Below are 18484 nucleotides of genomic sequence, written 5' to 3' on the forward strand. Positions count from 1 at the left end.
CGCCTGCGAGCTCAGGTTTTCAAGCTGCGGAGCATCCCACTTGTGCTTGGCTGACGATCCGACCTTCGCTCATGGTGATCACCCGGTCAAATCTTGGCAGAGCGTTCTGATCATGCGTTACGCAGATCAGCCCTTTCCCTTGGAATGTTTCGAATAGCAGATCCCAGGTACGCTCCGCCGACCCGGCATCAAGGCCACTTGTGGGTTCGTCGAAGAAATTGAACTCGCCAGGCTGATTAAGTAGGCGTAGCAGTGTCAGCCTGCGAGCTTCGCCGCCAGAAATGGAGTCTGCGCGTGCATCCAGCTCGCGTTCGTACCAGTCTTTGTTCAGGCCTAGCCGTTCAAGCCACAGTTCGATTTGAGCTCGATCATGAGTGTGCTCGAACAGAACTGCTCGGGGCAGCGCTCCTGGAATGAAATGGGGGGCTTGAGGGCAAAGGCGTAAACGGCTGAACTGCTCGCTTGCGTCGAACTGTGCCAGACATCTGCCCTGGAGATAGACATGTTCACGCAACTGGAACACCGTTCCCGCCATGGCGTGCAGTAGCGTCGACTTGCCACATCCGCTGGGCCCAATCAGCGCGACCCGTTCACCATTGCGCAGCGCCAACGGCTCATCCAGTTGCAATTGCAATGTGTTGCGAGTGCTGAGTTGACAGGGGGCGATGCGCAGCCCTGCGCCTTCGTCGTTGGATTGAATGTCTGTCGTGGATGATGGACCGAACAGCGGGAGTTGAAGCCAGTGTTCAAGTTTGCGTTTGTCGAGCCGAAACTGATCGAGCATTCGCCAGGCATCGGCCATTTGCGCGACCCCCGACAGCAGTCCACTCACCAAGGTAAATAGAGCAACCAGTTCACCCAGGCTCAATTGCGGTGATGTCAGGGATTGATCATTTATACCCCACATCAGCAAGCCGCCACTGCCCAGACCGATGAACAGAATACGCAGGGCCTGAAGCCAGCCGCCGCTGTAGGCTACCCGAACGGCTGAATCGGCGTAGTCAGATAGTGTCTGGTTGACCGGAATCATTGCTGCAGCCTCGGCTTTTTCCAGCTTGACCGTAGACGCACTGGCAAAGGTATCCACCCACTGTTCGGCCAGTTCGTCCTCTCGCGAGTTCACCGCCTCGATATGCGGTCGGCGCCAACGCACCAAGCGATCATTGGCCCATAAGTACACCAAGCTCAAAGGAATGAGACCAATCAGGACCGAGCTAGCCCCCAGATAGGCGAACAGTGTGGCCAGCAGCATCGCCTCCGCCAACACTGGCCATGCTGATCCGATCAGAAAGCCGAGCCATCGCTCTTGGGCCGTTATTCCCCTATCCAGTACTTTTACCAAGGTTCCGCCATGGAGTTGTCCATAGGCTTCGAAGCGTTTGTCCAGCAATCCTCGGCACCAACGGATGGAGAGTTGCTTCACACGGTCTTGGCAGAGGCGTGCCAGGCTCCAGGCTTGTATAGGGGTCAATGAGGCTTGCAATGCGATAAGGCATATGAAGGCTCCGAGCAAAAACTGGGAAGACGAGACGGAGATCGACAGGTTATCGATAACGTTGGCCAAAATCAGGGCTGGTACGACGGTCGCGACTTTCAATATCAATGTCGTGCTCAAGGCAGCGACAACGCCTCGATAAATATGCATGTCAGTCCCTTGTGTCTTTGAATACGGATTGCGGGGCGACTGGAATGCCGGACCTGATCAAATGGAATCGCTCCAGTCCAGGTATGAAAACCTGCACGACTGTGGCGAAATTCGGGTGCGCATAAAGGGTGCGGTAAAATATGGCTCTATTGTGCTTGCCCAGATTTATCAATGTGCGCTTTATCTGCCTGCGTACGCTGAGTTCGGGGCTCTGGGGGTGCCAGGTAGGTACGGTATGAGTGGGGCAGGGGTTCAGAAGGGCGGCAAGTCGCTCGGATTGTAGCAGCATCGTTGCTGTAGAAAGGTCTTCTTGTTTTTCCACATGACCATGAAGTTGTTCGCATTGAATATTTTCAGTCACGGCGCGATACATTGCGATGGATGGGCTTATGGAGCAGCCGGAGCCTACATGGCAGAGTGTGCCGATTCTTTTTTCGGGTGAAACGGCAATGCAAAATGGCACGTCATAAAAGTCATGGGACAGGAAAATATTCAAATTCTTGGCGTGGCGAAAAAGCGCATTGTCATGAGTGAAAACTTCTTCCAGGAAAGTGTCCGAGGGGCGGTAAAGTTCTGGTGGAGAAGACAATCCACAGAGCGATAGATAATACAGGGAGAGCGCATGGCGCTCGATGGCCTCATTGATGGCATGCAACAGTGCTTCATTCTCTGTGCAACCCAGCGCCATGCCAGCGTTCGTTGCATATTTGGCAAGGAAGCCAGCGGCAGTCCTTTCGATTTCGTCTACATTTTGGGGTGAGGGAGCCATCATTATCGCCGGTACGTTAATTTCGGCGTGGCTGTCCAGGGCTTCGAGCTTGAAATAAGGTATTTGGCAGTTGGAAGGTATAGACTTTAGCAGCCAATCGTCGAACGGCTCCATGGACTTTAAGATATGGTCGCTGCTGATCAGGGTGGGAGCGATGGCATCCATAAAGTAGTGTTCAAGGCTCTCGGCAAGTGCGCCTAGCTCACAGTATTCTCCCTTGCCGGCACCACTGGAAACCTCTTTAAAGGATCTGTCGTATAAATGGCAGGTGGCGACCAGTCCCTTTTTTTTCGAGTGATGTATCCTCGCATGCAAGCCTAGCTGACGATGCAACCCTGTCAGGCGGTTGTAGGCTTCCTCAATATTCAGTTCTCGCTCGGTTATCATTTCTGGCTCCTAGGCGTGATCAGAAGGGGCGGTTGCCCCTTCTGGTCAAGGTCTTACATCATGTTGAGGAAGTCGATCTCGGACTCAGTGAACGTATAGTTCATTGCGCGAGAGATCTGCAGGGTGTGAATTTCAGAACGACGACGTCCCATGGTATGTGCTCCTTTTAGTTGTTTGAGTTGCGCGTGTCAGCGCATGGGTGTTGTAACACTTGCTTTTTTGTTTGTTCAATATTGGTTTTGGCATTGCAAGGGAAAGTTTGTGTAGGTTTTTTTACTTGAGTGTGAAGTCTTGCTCCTACAGTTCTCGGTGGAGTTGGTAAATATTTGTTGATAATTAGTGGGTTAATGTTTTTTTAGGGGGAAGGGGGGAATCATTTTGTAAAAGATTGAATGGATTGCTAACGGTTGGCTGGGAAAACAGGGAAGGGGACGGAGGTCTGATGGTCGGGATTTCCATTGGCAACCTGTCCAGGCGTCGGGCAGGTCATCAATTCCCAGGAAGGTGGTCGGATTTGGTCAAAATTTGTGCTATATTCCGCGCCCGCGATTTCCCTGCACACCAGAACCGGTCACTGACATGCAAGCAGCCAAACCACTCTACGACTATCCAAAGTACTGGGCCGAATGCTTCGGGCCAGCGCCTTTCCTGCCCATGAGCAGGGAGGAGATGGATCTGCTCGGCTGGGATTCCTGCGACATCATCATCGTGACCGGCGACGCCTACGTCGACCACCCGTCGTTCGGCATGGCCATCATTGGCCGCCTGCTGGAAGCCCAGGGCTTTCGCGTGGGGATCATCGCCCAGCCGAACTGGCAGTCCAAAGACGACTTCATGAAGCTCGGCGAGCCGAACCTGTTCTTCGGTGTGGCCGCGGGCAACATGGACTCGATGATCAACCGCTACACCGCGGACAAGAAGATCCGTTCCGACGACGCCTATACCCCAGGTGGCCTGGCCGGCAAGCGTCCGGATCGCGCCAGCCTGGTGTACAGCCAGCGCTGCAAGGAAGCCTACAAGCATGTGCCGATCGTGCTTGGTGGCATCGAGGCTTCGCTGCGCCGTATCGCCCACTACGACTACTGGCAGGACAAGGTCCGCCACTCGATCCTGATCGACGCCAGCGCCGATATCCTGCTGTTCGGCAACGCCGAGCGGGCGGTGGTCGAGGTGGCTCAGCGCTTGTCCAACGGCGAGAAGATCGAAACCATCACCGATGTGCGCGGCACAGCCTTCGTGCGCCGTGACACGCCAGAGGGCTGGTACGAGATCGACTCCACCCGTATCGACCGTCCGGGCCGTGTCGACAAGATCATCAACCCGTACGTGAACACCCAGGACACCCAGGCCTGCGCCATCGAGCAGGCCAAGGGCGAGGTCGAAGACCCGAACGAAGCCAAGGTTGTGCAGATTCTCGATAGCCCGCGCATGACCCGGGAGAAGTCGGTCATTCGCCTGCCGTCGTTCGAAAAGGTTCGTAACGACCCGGTGCTGTATGCCCACGCCAACCGAGTGCTGCACCTGGAGACCAACCCTGGCAACGCCCGCGCCCTGGTGCAGAAGCATGGCGAAGTGGACGTGTGGTTCAACCCACCACCCATCCCCATGACCACCGAGGAAATGGACTACGTGTTCGGCATGCCCTACGCCCGTGTACCGCACCCGGCCTATGGCAAGGAGCGCATCCCGGCCTACGAGATGATCCGATTCTCGGTGAACATCATGCGTGGCTGCTTTGGTGGCTGCACCTTCTGCTCGATCACCGAGCACGAAGGCCGGATCATCCAGAACCGCTCGCACGAGTCGATTCTTCACGAAATCGAAGAGATGCGCGACAAGGTGCCGGGCTTCACCGGCGTGGTCTCCGACCTGGGCGGGCCAACCGCCAACATGTACCGCATCGCGTGCAAGAGCCCCGACATCGAGAAGCACTGCCGCAAGCCGTCGTGCGTGTTCCCAGGTATCTGCGAGAACCTCAACACCGACCACAGCTCGCTGATCGAGCTGTACCGCAAGGCGCGTGCCTTGCCGGGTGTGAAGAAGATCCTGATCGCCTCGGGCCTGCGCTACGACCTGGCTGTCGAATCGCCGGAGTACGTCAAGGAACTGGTCACCCACCACGTTGGCGGATACCTGAAGATTGCCCCGGAACACACCGAGCGTGGCCCGCTGGACAAGATGATGAAGCCAGGTATCGGTACCTACGACCGCTTCAAGCGCATGTTCGAGAAGTTCTCGAAAGAGGCGGGCAAGGAGCAGTACCTGATTCCTTACTTCATCGCGGCGCACCCTGGCACGACCGACGAAGACATGATGAACCTGGCCCTGTGGCTCAAGAGCAACGGCTTCCGTGCCGACCAGGTGCAAGCGTTCTACCCTTCGCCGATGGCATCGGCCACGGCCATGTACCACTCGGGCAAGAACCCGCTGCGCAAGGTGACCTACAAGAGCGAAGGGGTGGAGATCGTCAAGAGCGAGGAGCAGCGTCGTCTGCACAAGGCGTTCCTGCGCTACCACGATCCGAAGGGCTGGCCGATGCTGCGTGAGGCGCTGCAGCGCATGGGTCGTGCTGACCTGATCGGCCCGGGCAAGCATCAGTTGATTCCGTTGCACCAGCCGCAGACCGACACTTACCAGAGTGCCCGTCGCAAGAACTCGACGCCGGCCGGTAGCCATAAAGTGGGCAAGGACCAGAAGATCCTCACCCAGCACACCGGCCTGCCGCCGCGTGCCAGCGATGGCAGCAAGCCTTGGGACAAGCGCGAAAAGGCCAAGGCCGAAGCGTTCGCCCGCAATCAACAGGCGGCCAAGGAGCGCAGGGAGTCGGCGAAGGGTGGCAAGGGCAAGAAGCCGCGTCAGCCAGTAATCCCGCGCTGATCGAGCGCTAGAACCCTGTGGGAGCGGGTTACCCGCACGAGGGTGGATTCACCGACGTATGTGCGGATGAACCCACTCCCACAGGTTAGCTGTCAGGCTATCGATCGAGATCAATCAGGTTTCTTGTCTACCCACTTTGGCGCCACTGGCGCGACAAAGTTGTCCATCCCATCCAGTAGCTCATCCGGCTGCTCACCCAGCAGCAACATCGCCCGATGCTGCGGCCGCACGAATCCTTCTTCGACGATATGGTCGAGGAACCCGCCCAGCTTTTCATAGAAACCCTTCACATCGAGCAACCCTAGCGGCTTGGCGTGATAGCCCAGTTGCCCCCAGGTCCAGACCTCGAACAGTTCTTCAAGCGTACCCAAGCCACCGGGCAGCGCGATAAAGGCATCGCTCAGCTCAGCCATGCGCGCCTTGCGTGCGTGCATGCCGTCGACCACCTCCAGGCGGGTCAGGTTCTTGTGGCCGATTTCAGCGTTCATCAGGCTCTCGGGGATGATCCCGATCACTTCGCCACCTGCGGCCAGGGCCGCGTCGGCCACGGTGCCCATCAGGCCGACCGCGCCGCCGCCATACACCAGGGTCAGGCCGCGTCGGGCAATGGCCTGGCCAAGGGCCACGGCTGCTTCGCGGTAGGCAGGGTTGGCACCGATGCTGGCGCCGCAGAACACACAAACGGAACGTACAGGCATTGCTCATCTCCAGTCGCATGCGGTGACAGGGTACGGCTCATGCCTGCTGGTTCCAAGGGCGGTTTCACTCTGGGCGGGAGAATTCGCACATCGCGCCACTGGCACCGTGGGCGTAAGCGGCGAGCAGGCTGTTCATCAGGCTTCCAAGGGACATTTCGGGTGACTCCTAATTGAGAGGTTGTCCCATCGTCCACTATAAGGGCATGATGTGCTCTTAGATTGGTTGTATACAATCAATCGAACAATTCTACTGACTGGCCTCTTGACACCCCTTTGATTCACATCAGGTGGGGGCTGAACGGTTTCAGGCAGTCTCGCAATTGATAAAACCCTGCCAAGGAGATTCATGATGTTTGCGAAAGCTGTAGCGGTATCCCTGCTGACCCTCGCCAGCGCCTCTGTCTTCGCAGCCGAGTGTTCGGTAACTGTCGACTCGACCGACCAGATGTCCTACACCACCAAGGAAATCACCGTCGACAAGAGCTGCAAGGAATTTACGGTCAAACTGACCCACTCCGGCAACCTGCCGAAGAACGTCATGGGCCACAACCTGGTGATCAGCAAGACTGCCGACATGCAGGGCATTGCCACCGAGGGGATGAGCAAGGGCCTTGATAACGATTACATCAACGCCGCCAATGCCGGGATCATTGCCCACACCAAGATGATCGGCGCACCGGAAAAAGAAACCGAGGTGAAGTTCGACACCTCCAAGCTCGAAGCGGGTGGCGACTACAGCTTCTTCTGCACCTTCCCTGGCCACATCTCGATGATGAAGGGCAAGGTGGTCGTCAAGTAATGATGGCTTGAACCAGGGGAGGTCTTTGCCCTCCCTACGCGACGCAAGGCCGCTCCCACAGGATTTAGCGCTTTCTCAAGCACTGCGCAGTCCTCGTGGGCGCGGCCTTGTGTCGCGACAGGGCCGCAAAGCGGCACCAGACGGCTCAAGGGGCGAACGGCAGTTCGCGCTTGTGCTGGGTCTTGCGGTAGGTGTTCACGATGATGTTGAACGCTTCCTGATCCACTGGCAGCCCATGCAGGAACGCGTCGATCTGCTGGTAGGTCACACCATGGGACGCTTCGTCCGGCTTGCCCGGCGCGAGGTCTTCGAGGTCCGCGGTCGGCACTTTCTCCACCAATGATTCCGGCGCACCGAAACGACGGGCGATCGCTCGTACCTGGTTTTTCACCAGACCGCTCAGCGGAGCCAGGTCACACGCACCATCACCGAACTTGGTAAAGAAGCCCATTACCGCCTCTGCGGCGTGATCGGTACCGATCACCAGGCCAGCGCGGGCGCCCGCGATGGTGTATTGGGCCACCATGCGCATGCGGGCCTTGGTATTGCCCACCACGAAATCCACCATCGACGGCGAGCCGCCTTCCAGTGCTTTCACTTCAGATGCCAGGGCGCGTACTGCCGGGGCGATATCCACCGTGTGCACTTCGTCGGCCTTGATCACGTCCAGGCAGGCCTGGGCGTCATGCTCATCGTGCTGCACCTGGTAAGGCAGGCGCACGGCGATGAAGGTATAGGCCTTATCGCCAGTCTCGGCGCGCAACTCGTTGATCGCCCGCTGGGCGAGCAGGGCGGCGGTCAGCGAGTCGACACCGCCGCTGATGCCCAGTACCAAGGTCTTGAGCCGGGCATTGGCCAGGCAATCCTTGATGAAGGCCACGCGCCGGGCGACTTCGGCCTCGATTGCGGCTGCGTCGGCGAACGGCGGCTGTACCTTGAGCGCCTGGGCAATCTCTTGCTGAACGGCTTGCATGGGTTACTCCTTGCTGGGGATTTTGAATACGTGGCGCATGTAGGCGACGAAGTTTTCATCGCGGCACTGGGTCTTGGCAGCCTCGTCGGAGATCTTGGCCACCGGCGAGCCGTTGCAGTCGGTCATTTTAAGCACGATGTTCATTGGCGCCACCCCAGGAATGTCGCAGGTCAGGTTGGTGCCGATGCCAAAACTGACATTGATGCGACCGCGCAGGGCGCGGAAGATTTCCAGCGAGCGGGTCAGGTTCAGGCCATCGGAAAACACCAGGGTCTTGGTCATGGGGTCTATACCGAGTTTCTGGTAATGGGCGATGGCCTTTTCCGCCCAAGCCACCGGGTCCCCCGAGTCATGGCGCAGGCCATCGAACAGCTTGGCGAAGTACAAGTCGAAATCGCTCAGGAATGCGTCCATGGTGATGCAGTCGGTCAGGGCGATACCGAGCAGGCCACGGTATTCGCGGACCCAGCAATCGAGGGCGGCGATCTGGCTGTCGATCAGCCGTGGCCCCAGTTGCTGGTGCGCCATGATCCATTCATGGGCCATGGTGCCGAGAGGTTTGACATCCAGTTTCCATGCCAGGTCGACGTTGCTGGTGCCGACGAACCGCGCCGGGAAGTCATCGCGCAACACCCGCACCACCTCTTCCTGGACGCGGCTTGAAAAGCGCCGACGTGTGCCGAAGTCAGCGACCTGCAATTCGGCCAGCTCGTCTTCACTGGCATGGGCGCGCAGCCAGTCGAACTTGCGATGCAACTGGTCGCGAGCCTCGGCCAGGCGCATGCGCGGGTGCAAGTGGCGGTTGCGCACTTCGCTGATGATGGCCAGCAGGGGCACTTCGAAGAGGATCACATGCAGCCATGGGCCGCGCAGCCGAAGGCACAGCTGGTTGTTCTCGATGCCCAGATGGACGTAGCTCAGGTTGAAGCGGAACAGCCCGAGAAAGCGCAGGAAGTCGGGTTTGAGAAAACTGATGCGTTCGAGAAAGGCCAACTGGCCTTTGTCCAAGGTCAGGTCGCCGAGCCGTTCGATCTGGTTGCGAATCTCGCCAAGGTAGGGACGAAGGTCTTCGCCGTTACGACAGCGGAATTCCCATTCCACATCGGCATCCGGGTAGTTGTGCAGCACGCCCTGCATCATGGTGAGCTTGTAGAAGTCGGTGTCGAGCAGGTTATGCACGATGCGCTCGGCGAATGCGCTCTCGCTCATTAAAGGGGCTCCAAAAGCGGCGAATGGCGAACATTGTGCCAGCCTTTTCAGTGCTGATGTGTCGATGCAGGTGCTGTGGCGGGGAAGTCGAGTCGTGCAGACAGGTAACGATTGAAGGCGTTTCGGGCAAATCAGGTGTTTTTTCGTGCACGAGCTAGCCTTGAAGCGGTGCGGTCTGTAGCAGTCGCGCACCAGCGGTGTGCACTTCGGTGACGTCCGCTGTTACAGGCAGGTTGCACGTAAACACTTGCCGAGGTTGCAATGATGGCACCCGATGGTTGCTCCTTGTCTGTACGTGTGGTGGCGCCCGCCGCGCGGCAGACGGTTGCACGCTCAATAAAGAAAAGGCCGTCGGTCGCTTGGACACGACCCTTGCAGTGAGTTTTTCCAGTTCTTATTACCGATGGCACGGCCCTTGCTCCAAGTACAGGGCTGAGAAGTTGTAGTGCCAACCAAAAAAACTCTAGGAGCACCACCTCATGTCGCAGACGTTTTACAAGAAAGGTTTCCTGGCTCTGGCCGTAGCTACGGCACTGGGTGTTTCTTCGTATGTTCAGGCCGACATCAAGATCGGCGTCGCTGGCCCCATGACGGGTGCCAACGCAGCGTTTGGCGAGCAGTACATGAAGGGCGCCCAAGCGGCAGCCGACAAGATCAACGCCGAGGGTGGCATCAACGGCGAGAAGATCGTTCTGGTAAAAGGCGATGATGCCTGCGAACCGAAGCAAGCCGTGGCCGTGGCCAACCGCCTGGTTGACCAGGACAAGGTGGCCGGCGTGGTGGGCCACTTCTGTTCCTCCAACACCATCCCCGCTTCCGAGGTCTACGATGAGGCTGGCGTGATCGCCATCACCCCAGGCTCCACCAACCCGCAGGTCACCGAGCGCGGGCTTTCCGCCATGTTCCGCATGTGTGGGCGCGACGACCAGCAGGGCATCGTCGCTGGCGATTACATCGTTGACGTGCTCAAGGGCAAGAAGGTAGCCGTCCTGCACGACAAGGATACCTATGGCCAAGGCCTGGCCGACGCGACCAAGGCGCAGCTGGAGAAGCGTGGCGTCAAGCCGGTGCTGTACGAAGGCCTGACCCGCGGCGAGAAAGACTTCAGCGCCGTGGTCACCAAGATCCGCTCTGCCGGTGCCGACGTTGTCTACTTCGGCGGCCTGCACCCAGAGGCTGGCCCGCTGGTGCGCCAGCTGCGCGAACAAGGCCTGAAGGACGTCAAGTTCATGTCCGATGACGGCATCGTCACCGACGAACTGGTCTCCACCGCTGGCGGCGCCCAATACGTCGATGGCGTCTACATGACCTTCGGTGCCGACCCGCGCCTGCTGCCGGACAGCAAGTCGGTGGTGGAAGAGTTCCGCAAGGCCGGTACCGAGCCTGAAGGCTACACCCTGTATGCCTACGCCTCGCTCCAGGCGCTGGCTGCCGCGTTCAATGGCGCGAAGTCGAACAAAGGCGAAGATGCTGCCAAGTGGCTCAAGGCCAACCCGGTCAAGACGGTCATGGGCGAGAAGAAGTGGGACAGCAAGGGCGACCTGACCGTGTCCGACTACGTGGTCTACCAGTGGGATGCCAACGGCAAGTACCACCAGCTGGATAAACAAAAATAAGAACGGCCAGGCCCGGGGCATGCTTCGGGCCATAGCCCCGCGGTACCTGTCTTTATCCGTAGATCTGCACAGTTCTGCGCTGCGAGGGCCGCTTCATCCGTGGCCCGCCGTGGTCGGCGCTCGTGCAATCTCAATCAGGTGAGATTGCGTTATGGATGGTATTTTCCTGCAGCAACTGGTCAACGGCCTGACCCTAGGGTCGGTCTATGGCCTGATCGCCATCGGCTACACAATGGTCTATGGCATCATCGGCATGATCAACTTCGCGCACGGCGAGGTGTACATGATTTCCGCGTACCTCGCGGCGATCAGCCTGGCATTGCTGGCTTACTTCGGTATCGAGTCGTTCCCCCTGCTGATGCTGGGCACCCTGTTGTTCACCATCGTCGTCACTGGCGTCTACGGCTTTACCATCGAGCGCATCGCCTACAAACCCTTGCGTAACTCCACCCGACTGGCACCGCTGATCAGTGCCATCGGCATCTCGCTGATCCTGCAGAACTATGCGCAGATCAGCCAGGGTGCTCGCCAGCAAGGCGTTCCAACGCTGCTGGAAGGCGCCTGGCGCGTCGAAGTCGGCACCGGCTTCGTGCAACTGACCTACACCAAGATCTTCATTCTGGTAGCCGCTTTCGTCGGCATGGGCTTGCTCACCTACGTGATCAAGTACACCAAGCTCGGCCGTATGTGCCGCGCCACCCAGCAAGACCGCAAGATGGCCTCGATCCTGGGTATCAATACCGACCGGGTGATTTCCTACGTGTTCGTCATTGGCGCGGTGATGGCCGCCCTAGCCGGCGTACTGATCACCATGAACTACGGCACCTTCGACTTCTATGCCGGGTTCATCATCGGGATCAAGGCGTTCACCGCAGCGGTACTCGGCGGCATCGGCTCGCTTCCTGGCGCGATGCTGGGCGGGATCATCCTGGGGATTTCCGAGTCGCTGTTCTCTGGCCTGATCAACTCAGACTACAAGGATGTGTTCAGCTTCTCGTTGCTGGTGATGATCCTTATCTTCCGCCCACAAGGCCTGCTGGGTCGCCCGCTCGTGGCTAAGGTGTGAACATGTCCGCTGCCAATACTGCCCCTGTTATCGAAAAAGGTTTCGACCTCAAACGCAGCTTGCTGGAGACCATCGTCGCCGGCCTGCTGGCACTCATTGTCTTCGGTCCGGTCGTCGGCGTGGTGCTCGACGGCTATAGCTTCAACGCCGAGCCCACCCGTGTCGCCTGGCTGGTCGGCGGGGTGATGGCCGGGCGTTTCCTGCTCAGCCTGTACCTGCAGACCGCCGCCGGACGCCGCATGCTCCAGGGCTTCGAGAGTGGTGGCTCGGGCGTGCATGTGCGTGCGCCTGACTACAAGTCGCGCCTGCGCTACATCATCCCGGCGCTGGTGGTGATCGCCATCGTCTTCCCGGTGTTTGCCAACAAGTACCTGCTTACCGTGGTCATCCTCGGCCTGATCTACGTGCTGCTGGGCCTTGGCCTGAATATCGTGGTCGGTCTGGCCGGTCTGCTCGACCTGGGTTACGTGGCCTTCTATGCCATTGGCGCCTACGGTCTGGCCCTGGGTTATCAATACCTTGGGCTGGGCTTCTGGAGCGTGCTGCCATTGGCCGCCATCGCCGCGGCGTTAGCGGGGTGCATACTCGGCTTCCCGGTGTTGCGCATGCACGGTGACTACCTGGCGATCGTGACCCTGGGCTTCGGCGAGATCATCCGCCTGGTGCTGAACAACTGGCTGTCGTTCACCGGTGGTCCCAATGGCATGCCGGCGCCGTCACCGACCTTCTTCGGGCTGGAGTTCGGTCGTCGGGCCAAGGATGGTGGGGTGCCTATCCATGAATTCCTCGGCATCGACTACAACGCCAACTTGAAGTTCGTGTTCATCTACGCCGTGCTGTTCCTGGTGGTGCTGGCGGTGCTCTACATCAAGCATCGGCTCACCCGCATGCCCGTCGGTCGTGCCTGGGAAGCGCTGCGCGAAGATGAAATCGCCTGTCGTTCGATGGGCCTGAACCACGTACTGGTCAAACTCTCGGCCTTCACCCTGGGCGCTTCCACCGCTGGCCTGGCCGGTGTGTTCTTCGCCACCTACCAAGGCTTCGTCAACCCGTCCTCGTTCACCTTCTTCGAGTCAGCGCTGATTCTGGCCATCGTCGTGCTCGGCGGTATGGGCTCGACCGTGGGTGTGGTGATTGCGGCGTTCGTGCTGACGGTGGCGCCAGAACTGCTGCGCAGTTTCTCGGAGTACCGTGTATTGCTGTTCGGCGTGTTGATGGTGTTGATGATGATCTGGCGACCGCGTGGGCTGATCCGCATCAGCCGCACCGGTGTGGTCCCGCGTAAAGGAGTGGCGCCATGAGCGACGATATCATTCTCTCGGTCGACAACCTGATGATGCAGTTCGGCGGCATCAAGGCGCTCAGCGATGTGAGCCTGAAGGTCAAGCGGAACCAAATCTTCGCCCTGATCGGCCCCAACGGCGCGGGCAAGACCACAGTGTTCAACTGCCTCACCGGCTTCTACAAGGCCAGTGGCGGGCGCATCGAACTGAATGTGCGCGGCAGCCACACCAATGTGATCCAGTTGCTCGGCGAGCGTTTCCAGGCTGCGGACTTCGTCTCGCCCGCGCGCTTTGCCAACCGTTTGTACTACAAGATGTTCGGCGGCACCCACCTGGTGAACCGTGCGGGCCTGGCGCGCACTTTCCAGAACATTCGCCTGTTCAAGGAAATGTCGGTGGTGGAAAACCTGCTGGTGGCCCAGCACATGTGGGTCAACCGCAACCTGCTGGCCGGAGTGCTCAACACCAAGGCTTACCGCAAGGCCGAAAGCGATGCACTCGACCATGCGTTCTATTGGCTGGAGGTGGTCGACCTGGTCGACTGTGCCAACCGCCTGGCGGGCGAGTTGTCGTATGGTCAGCAGCGGCGCCTGGAAATTGCCCGCGCCATGTGCACCCGGCCGAAGATCATCTGCCTGGACGAACCGGCTGCCGGCCTCAACCCGCAGGAAACCGAAGCCCTGAGCGGCATGATCCGTGTGCTGCGTGACGAGCATGACATCACCGTGGTGCTGATCGAGCACGACATGGGCATGGTCATGAGTATTTCCGACCACATCGTCGTGCTGGACCACGGCAACGTGATCGCCGAAGGCTCGCCACAGGATATTCGCCACAACCCGACGGTGATTGCCGCCTATCTGGGTGCCGATGAAGAGGAACTGGTATGAGTGCACCCATTCTCGAGCTGAAGGACCTGGACGTGTTCTACGGGCCGATCCAGGCGCTGAAGAAAGTCTCGATGCATATCAACGAAGGCGAGACGGTCAGCCTGATCGGCGCCAACGGGGCTGGCAAGTCGACACTGCTGATGTCGATATTCGGTCAACCGCGGGCTGCGTCCGGGCAAATCATTTATCGCGGTACCGACATTACCCGCAAGTCGTCGCACTACATCGCCTCCAACGGTATCGCCCAGTCGCCGGAAGGGCGTCGGGTGTTCCCCGACATGACCGTCGAGGAAAACCTCATGATGGGCACCATCCCCATTGGCGACCAATACGCCAACGAAGACATGCAGCGCATGTTCGAGCTGTTCCCACGGCTGAAGGAGCGCCGCAACCAGCGGGCCATGACCATGTCCGGTGGTGAGCAGCAGATGCTGGCCATCGCTCGCGCGCTCATGAGCCGGCCGAAGTTGCTGCTGCTCGACGAGCCATCGCTGGGGTTGGCGCCGATCGTGGTCAAGCAGATCTTCTCCACCCTGCGGGAGCTGGCCAAGACCGGCATGACCATCTTCCTGGTAGAGCAGAACGCCAACCATGCGCTGAAGCTGTCGGACCGGGCATACGTGATGGTCAACGGGCAGATTCGCATGACCGGCACGGGGCAGGAGTTGTTGGTGAACGAGGAGGTGCGCAACGCCTACCTGGGCGGGCACTGAGTCATCCAAACGCCGGGAAGCCGGTTCCTGCAGCGAGCGCTTCAACCTGTAGGAGCCGGCTTGCCGGCGATGTGGACAACTTGTCGCATATCTTTTCCGAAGCACGCCAGAATCCACTCGCAAGTCATTGTTTCCACAGTTTCTATTTTTCCACGGATAATGTGGAACCGCCTGTGGAAAACATGGTGGCATCTCGTTGTATCCCTTTAACGACGGGGCCTGCAAAGGATCGGTCGTTTTTTGATCAAGCAGCCTTAGTACATGACTTTCCTGGGGATTCTTGCCCAGGCAGGGATGATCGACGCGCGTTCAATGCCTGTGGATAACTCTGTGAAAAAGCCTTGGACAGTCCGCTGTAGGCGGCATGTTTGAAAGCCCTGGGCCATCATGAAGACCGTGGCGGACGACCGCAGTAAGCTGAAAGGGTTCCGCTGTGTCGATAAGTTGCCCCCAATCCGTGGGGAAAGCCTTGTGGATAAGTTCTGCATACCTGCCGGCGGGCCCTCTGTTCCGAGGCTTCCGAGCATATGTACAAAAAATGACCAGCGCAGGACACGGCTTGCTGCCCGCGCGCTCGGAAGGCATGCTGCAAACCCTGCCGACGATAATCCACAGCGAGGAACAGAGCATGACGTCCACCGTATTCATCACAGGCGCGACTTCCGGTTTCGGCGAGGCCACCGCACGGCGCTTTGCCGAGGCGGGTTGGAAGCTGATCCTGACAGGCCGCCGCAAGGATCGCCTGGACGCCCTGTGCGCTGAGTTGGCGGCCAAGACCGAAGTGCACGGCCTGGTCCTGGATGTGCGTGACCGCAAGGCCATGGAACATGCCATTGCCAACCTGCCGGCAGGCTTTGAGAAATTGCGCGGCCTGGTCAACAACGCGGGCCTGGCGCTGGGGGCGGACCCGGCGCAGAAGTGCGACCTGGATGACTGGGAAACCATGGTCGACACCAACATCAAGGGCCTGATGTACACCACCCGCCTGCTGCTGCCGCGGTTGATCGCCCATGGCCGTGGTGCGTCGATCCTCAATGTGGGTTCGGTGGCCGGCAACTATCCGTACCCTGGCAGCCACGTGTATGGCGGTACCAAGGCGTTCGTCGGTCAATTCTCGTTGAGCTTGCGTTGCGACTTGCGTGGCACTGGCGTGCGCGTCAGCAACATCGAACCGGGCCTGTGCGAGAGCGAATTCTCGCTGGTGCGTTTCGGGGGCGACCAAGCCAAGTATGACGCCACTTACGCTGGCGCCGAGCCGATTCAGCCGCAGGATATCGCCGACACGATCTTCTGGATCCTCAACCAGCCGGCGCACATCAACATCAACAGCCTGGAGCTGATGCCGGTGAGCCAAGACTGGGCAGGTTTTTCGATCGACCGTTCGGCCAAGGGCTGATCGGCGGCCAGCCCGCTCCTGCAAGGCTCGCATGAGCCTTCGGGAGCGGAATTGCGTCAGTTCAGGCGCTGTAGGCCTTGCAGGCAGGTCGCCAAGTGATAGGGGGTGGTTGAAGGCATGTCGTGGCGGCTGACAGCGCCCTGACCATCCCGGCACTCATACCAGCCGCCAGCGTGAAGGAACCGTTGATCCATCGCCTTCAACTGCGCAGGCAGTTTCGCGAGTCCCTCTGGCCGCAACACCAGCGCCCGCAGGTATTCCGCCTGTGCCCAGATCCGCTGGGTGGCATCGAGCACCTTGCCGTTCACATCCAGCATCGCCAGCACGGCCGCGTCCTTCACGCCGCACCGCTCGGCATAGTCGAATGCGCGGTCTATCGCTGCATGCAGTGGGGTTTCGCGCAGCAGCGGTGAGGTATCGAGCAGGTAGAACCATTCGAACTGATGGCCCGGCTCGAACCAGTTATCCACAGCATCGCGCGGTTTTTCCAGCATCAGGCCGTGCTCCGACTCGATGAAGTGCGCGTGCAGGGCGTCGCACAGCCGCAGCAGTGCCTGGCGTGCCTGGTCGTCCTCGCGCACTGCCAGTACCTGAAGCAGGGCCTCGGCCAGGTGCATCTGCGGGTTCTGCAGCGGTCCGCTACCCAGATCCGACCAATCCTGGTCCAGGCTGGCTTCGTACAGGCCGTCGTCGCGGGCAAATTGTTGCGCGATGACTGTCAGGGCTGCGTTGAGGGTGGACTCCACCAGGCTCTCGCGCACCTTGCCCCAGTAGTGTGCGCAGGCGAACACGATGAATGCGTGGGTGTAGAGGTCCTTGCGGGTGTCCAGTGGCTTGCCGTCGGCATCGATGCTGTAGAACCAGCCGCCGTGCTCGGCATCGTGGAAATGCCGCTGCAATGAGCGGAACAGCGCGGCGGCACGTTCCGCTGCACCGGGCTGCTCGATGCGGCTGCTGAACAGGTAGAGTTGGCGGGCGCAGGCCATGGCGCGGTAGCGCTGGACCGGCAGCGGGCGATGCTGGGCGTCCAGCGCCTCGTAGGGCAGGGCCATGTCGGCGTTCCAGCCCGGGCCTTGCCACAGCGGCACGATGCGCTCGGCGAAGTGCTGGTTGAAGCGGGCCAGTTCGGGCAGGGTGGGGCGGGGGTCGGACATGAAGGCGCTCGTCGCAATCGGGCAGTGCGCCATGTTAGCAGAAGTGAGGTTGGGGATTGTTCGTGCCAGCCTGCCAGGAGCCCGGCCGCTGCAGCCAGTCGATCAGCCAGGATTGCCCAACCCCTGCCAATGTCGTGCCCCGACGAAGATGAAGCGCAGTTGCTGGGTGATCTTCTCTTGTGGCGTCAGTGCCTGTGGATAACCAGGCTCCGGACTGTCGATCAGTTCGGGCAAGGTTGCGAACACGGTTTTGACCACAAGGTCGGCCATCACGGCCAACGCGGCCTGATCCAGATGTTGCCAGCGCTTCATGCGTCCAAGGTCGGTCGCCAGGTCGTTGCTGATGCCTTGGCGCAAACCGGCGATGGCTTGACGTACTGCCTGTGAACCCCCGTATTGCTCGCGGGCCAGAAACAGGAACTGGGCACGGTGAGCCGCGACCACATCGAGGAAGATGCGTACCGAAGCATCGGTGATGCCGCCAAGTTCGAATTCGTTGTGCCGAACAAGGCGAATGGTCTGGCGGAAGGTGGCGTCGACCTCGGCGACCAGGGCCAGGCCCAGGGCGTCCATGTCAGGGAAATGCCGGTAGAAACCGGTGGGTACGATGCCCGCGGCCCTGGCGACTTCACGCAGGCTGATGCTGCCGAACCCACGGCCGCTCTCCATCAACTGGCAGGCAGCGTCCAGCAGGGCCTGGCGGGTCTGTAGCTTTTGTTCGGCGCGAGGCAGCATGGGGGCGAATTCTGTGGCTGTACGGCTGGGCATTCTGGATAAAAAAACAAAGCCCGGTCAATGGACCGGGCTTGGAGGGGAGCAGGCGCTTTGCGTGGGATTGTTCTTTTCGGCCATGGCGATCAGCTCACACGGCTGAGTTCGACCAGACGATCCGAACCACCCTCGGCGACACGGCTGGAGCGTTCGATCAGACGGTCCGAGCCACCTTCGGCAACACGACCGGAGCGTTCGATCAGACGGTCCGAGCCACCTTCGGCAACACGGCCGGAGC

The 18484-nt window shown here is 59.7% G+C and carries 15 protein-coding genes; 8 read left to right on the forward strand and 7 right to left on the reverse strand.

What is annotated here, in order from left to right; all coding sequences use genetic code 11:
• Window positions 1-19: 19 nt before the first annotated feature.
• Entirely contained in the window at window positions 20-1645 is a 1626-nt protein-coding gene (locus H620_RS0120895) for an ATP-binding cassette domain-containing protein (RefSeq protein ID WP_027907969.1), read from the reverse strand.
• Between the two features lies 1 nt (window position 1646).
• Window positions 1647-2801, reverse strand: a complete 1155-nt coding sequence (locus tag H620_RS0120900) for a YcaO-like family protein (protein WP_027907970.1) — start codon at window positions 2799-2801, stop codon at window positions 1647-1649.
• Between the two features lie 579 nt (window positions 2802-3380).
• On the opposite strand from H620_RS0120900, the gene H620_RS0120910 reads away from it, so the two are divergent.
• Window positions 3381-5678, forward strand: a complete 2298-nt coding sequence (locus tag H620_RS0120910; protein WP_027907972.1) for a YgiQ family radical SAM protein — start codon at window positions 3381-3383, stop codon at window positions 5676-5678.
• 110 nt (window positions 5679-5788) lie between these two features.
• Here the strand turns inward: H620_RS0120910 and H620_RS0120915 are convergent, their stop codons facing one another.
• Window positions 5789-6376 (reverse strand): cytokinin riboside 5'-monophosphate phosphoribohydrolase, encoded by a 588-nt coding sequence (locus H620_RS0120915; protein ID WP_023378494.1) that lies wholly within the window; start codon window positions 6374-6376, stop codon window positions 5789-5791.
• Between the two features lie 349 nt (window positions 6377-6725).
• Between H620_RS0120915 and azu the strand changes: the two genes are divergently transcribed.
• Entirely contained in the window at window positions 6726-7175 is a 450-nt protein-coding gene (gene azu, locus H620_RS0120925) for an azurin (RefSeq protein ID WP_027907973.1), read from the forward strand.
• 145 nt (window positions 7176-7320) lie between these two features.
• On the opposite strand, the gene nadE is transcribed toward azu, so the two are convergent.
• Window positions 7321-8148, reverse strand: coding sequence for an ammonia-dependent NAD(+) synthetase (nadE, locus tag H620_RS0120930; RefSeq protein WP_023378497.1), 828 nt, complete (start codon window positions 8146-8148; stop codon window positions 7321-7323).
• Between the two features lie 3 nt (window positions 8149-8151).
• Window positions 8152-9357 (reverse strand): nicotinate phosphoribosyltransferase, encoded by a 1206-nt coding sequence (gene pncB, locus H620_RS0120935; protein WP_027907974.1) that lies wholly within the window; start codon window positions 9355-9357, stop codon window positions 8152-8154.
• Between the two features lie 479 nt (window positions 9358-9836).
• Between pncB and H620_RS0120940 the strand changes: the two genes are divergently transcribed.
• From H620_RS0120940 to H620_RS0120965, 6 genes are all read left to right on the forward strand, one after another.
• Window positions 9837-10973 carry a branched-chain amino acid ABC transporter substrate-binding protein gene (locus H620_RS0120940; protein ID WP_023378500.1) on the forward strand — a complete coding sequence of 379 codons (1137 nt, stop codon included), beginning with the start codon at window positions 9837-9839 and terminating at the stop codon, window positions 10971-10973.
• A 151-nt stretch (window positions 10974-11124) separates the two neighbouring features.
• Window positions 11125-12039 carry an ABC transporter permease subunit gene (locus tag H620_RS0120945; RefSeq protein ID WP_013974411.1) on the forward strand — a complete coding sequence of 305 codons (915 nt, stop codon included), beginning with the start codon at window positions 11125-11127 and terminating at the stop codon, window positions 12037-12039.
• A gap of 2 nt (window positions 12040-12041) precedes the next feature.
• Window positions 12042-13340, forward strand: a complete 1299-nt coding sequence (gene livM / locus H620_RS0120950; protein ID WP_023378502.1) for a high-affinity branched-chain amino acid ABC transporter permease LivM — start codon at window positions 12042-12044, stop codon at window positions 13338-13340.
• A complete protein-coding gene (locus H620_RS0120955; RefSeq protein ID WP_023378503.1) occupies window positions 13337-14212 on the forward strand; it encodes an ATP-binding cassette domain-containing protein in 876 nt (291 codons plus the stop codon). Before livM ends, H620_RS0120955 begins: the two co-directional genes overlap by 4 nt.
• Complete coding sequence (locus tag H620_RS0120960) at window positions 14209-14925, forward strand: ABC transporter ATP-binding protein (protein WP_027907975.1); 717 nt, start codon at window positions 14209-14211, stop codon at window positions 14923-14925. Before H620_RS0120955 ends, H620_RS0120960 begins: the two co-directional genes overlap by 4 nt.
• Window positions 14926-15553: 628 nt before the next feature.
• Window positions 15554-16321: an SDR family oxidoreductase gene (locus H620_RS0120965; protein WP_023378505.1), complete on the forward strand. Its 768-nt coding sequence runs from the start codon at window positions 15554-15556 to the stop codon at window positions 16319-16321.
• 56 nt (window positions 16322-16377) lie between these two features.
• On the opposite strand, the gene H620_RS0120970 is transcribed toward H620_RS0120965, so the two are convergent.
• Together H620_RS0120970 and H620_RS0120975 are read right to left on the reverse strand one after the other, a co-directional pair.
• Window positions 16378-17475, reverse strand: a complete 1098-nt coding sequence (locus tag H620_RS0120970; protein ID WP_027907976.1) for an AGE family epimerase/isomerase — start codon at window positions 17473-17475, stop codon at window positions 16378-16380.
• 102 nt (window positions 17476-17577) lie between these two features.
• Window positions 17578-18210, reverse strand: coding sequence for a TetR family transcriptional regulator (locus tag H620_RS0120975; RefSeq protein ID WP_023378507.1), 633 nt, complete (start codon window positions 18208-18210; stop codon window positions 17578-17580).
• Window positions 18211-18484: the final 274 nt, after the last annotated feature.

The sequence above is a fragment of the Pseudomonas taiwanensis DSM 21245 genome (genome assembly GCF_000425785.1).
Classification (GTDB): domain Bacteria; phylum Pseudomonadota; class Gammaproteobacteria; order Pseudomonadales; family Pseudomonadaceae; genus Aquipseudomonas; species Aquipseudomonas taiwanensis.

Coding starts and splice junctions, on each gene's coding strand:
- H620_RS0120945 (WP_013974411.1), top strand. CDS start 11,125: ATGGATGGTATTTTCCTGCAGCAACTGGTCAACGGCCTGACCCTAGGG.
- H620_RS0120960 (WP_027907975.1), top strand. CDS start 14,209: ATGAGTGCACCCATTCTCGAGCTGAAGGACCTGGACGTGTTCTACGGG.
- H620_RS0120940 (WP_023378500.1), top strand. CDS start 9,837: ATGTCGCAGACGTTTTACAAGAAAGGTTTCCTGGCTCTGGCCGTAGCT.
- H620_RS0120915 (WP_023378494.1), bottom strand. CDS start 6,376: ATGCCTGTACGTTCCGTTTGTGTGTTCTGCGGCGCCAGCATCGGTGCC.
- H620_RS0120965 (WP_023378505.1), top strand. CDS start 15,554: ATGACGTCCACCGTATTCATCACAGGCGCGACTTCCGGTTTCGGCGAG.
- livM (WP_023378502.1), top strand. CDS start 12,042: ATGTCCGCTGCCAATACTGCCCCTGTTATCGAAAAAGGTTTCGACCTC.
- pncB (WP_027907974.1), bottom strand. CDS start 9,357: ATGAGCGAGAGCGCATTCGCCGAGCGCATCGTGCATAACCTGCTCGAC.
- nadE (WP_023378497.1), bottom strand. CDS start 8,148: ATGCAAGCCGTTCAGCAAGAGATTGCCCAGGCGCTCAAGGTACAGCCG.
- H620_RS0120955 (WP_023378503.1), top strand. CDS start 13,337: ATGAGCGACGATATCATTCTCTCGGTCGACAACCTGATGATGCAGTTC.
- H620_RS0120900 (WP_027907970.1), bottom strand. CDS start 2,801: ATGATAACCGAGCGAGAACTGAATATTGAGGAAGCCTACAACCGCCTG.
- H620_RS0120895 (WP_027907969.1), bottom strand. CDS start 1,645: ATGCATATTTATCGAGGCGTTGTCGCTGCCTTGAGCACGACATTGATA.
- H620_RS0120970 (WP_027907976.1), bottom strand. CDS start 17,475: ATGTCCGACCCCCGCCCCACCCTGCCCGAACTGGCCCGCTTCAACCAG.
- H620_RS0120975 (WP_023378507.1), bottom strand. CDS start 18,210: ATGCTGCCTCGCGCCGAACAAAAGCTACAGACCCGCCAGGCCCTGCTG.
- azu (WP_027907973.1), top strand. CDS start 6,726: ATGTTTGCGAAAGCTGTAGCGGTATCCCTGCTGACCCTCGCCAGCGCC.
- H620_RS0120910 (WP_027907972.1), top strand. CDS start 3,381: ATGCAAGCAGCCAAACCACTCTACGACTATCCAAAGTACTGGGCCGAA.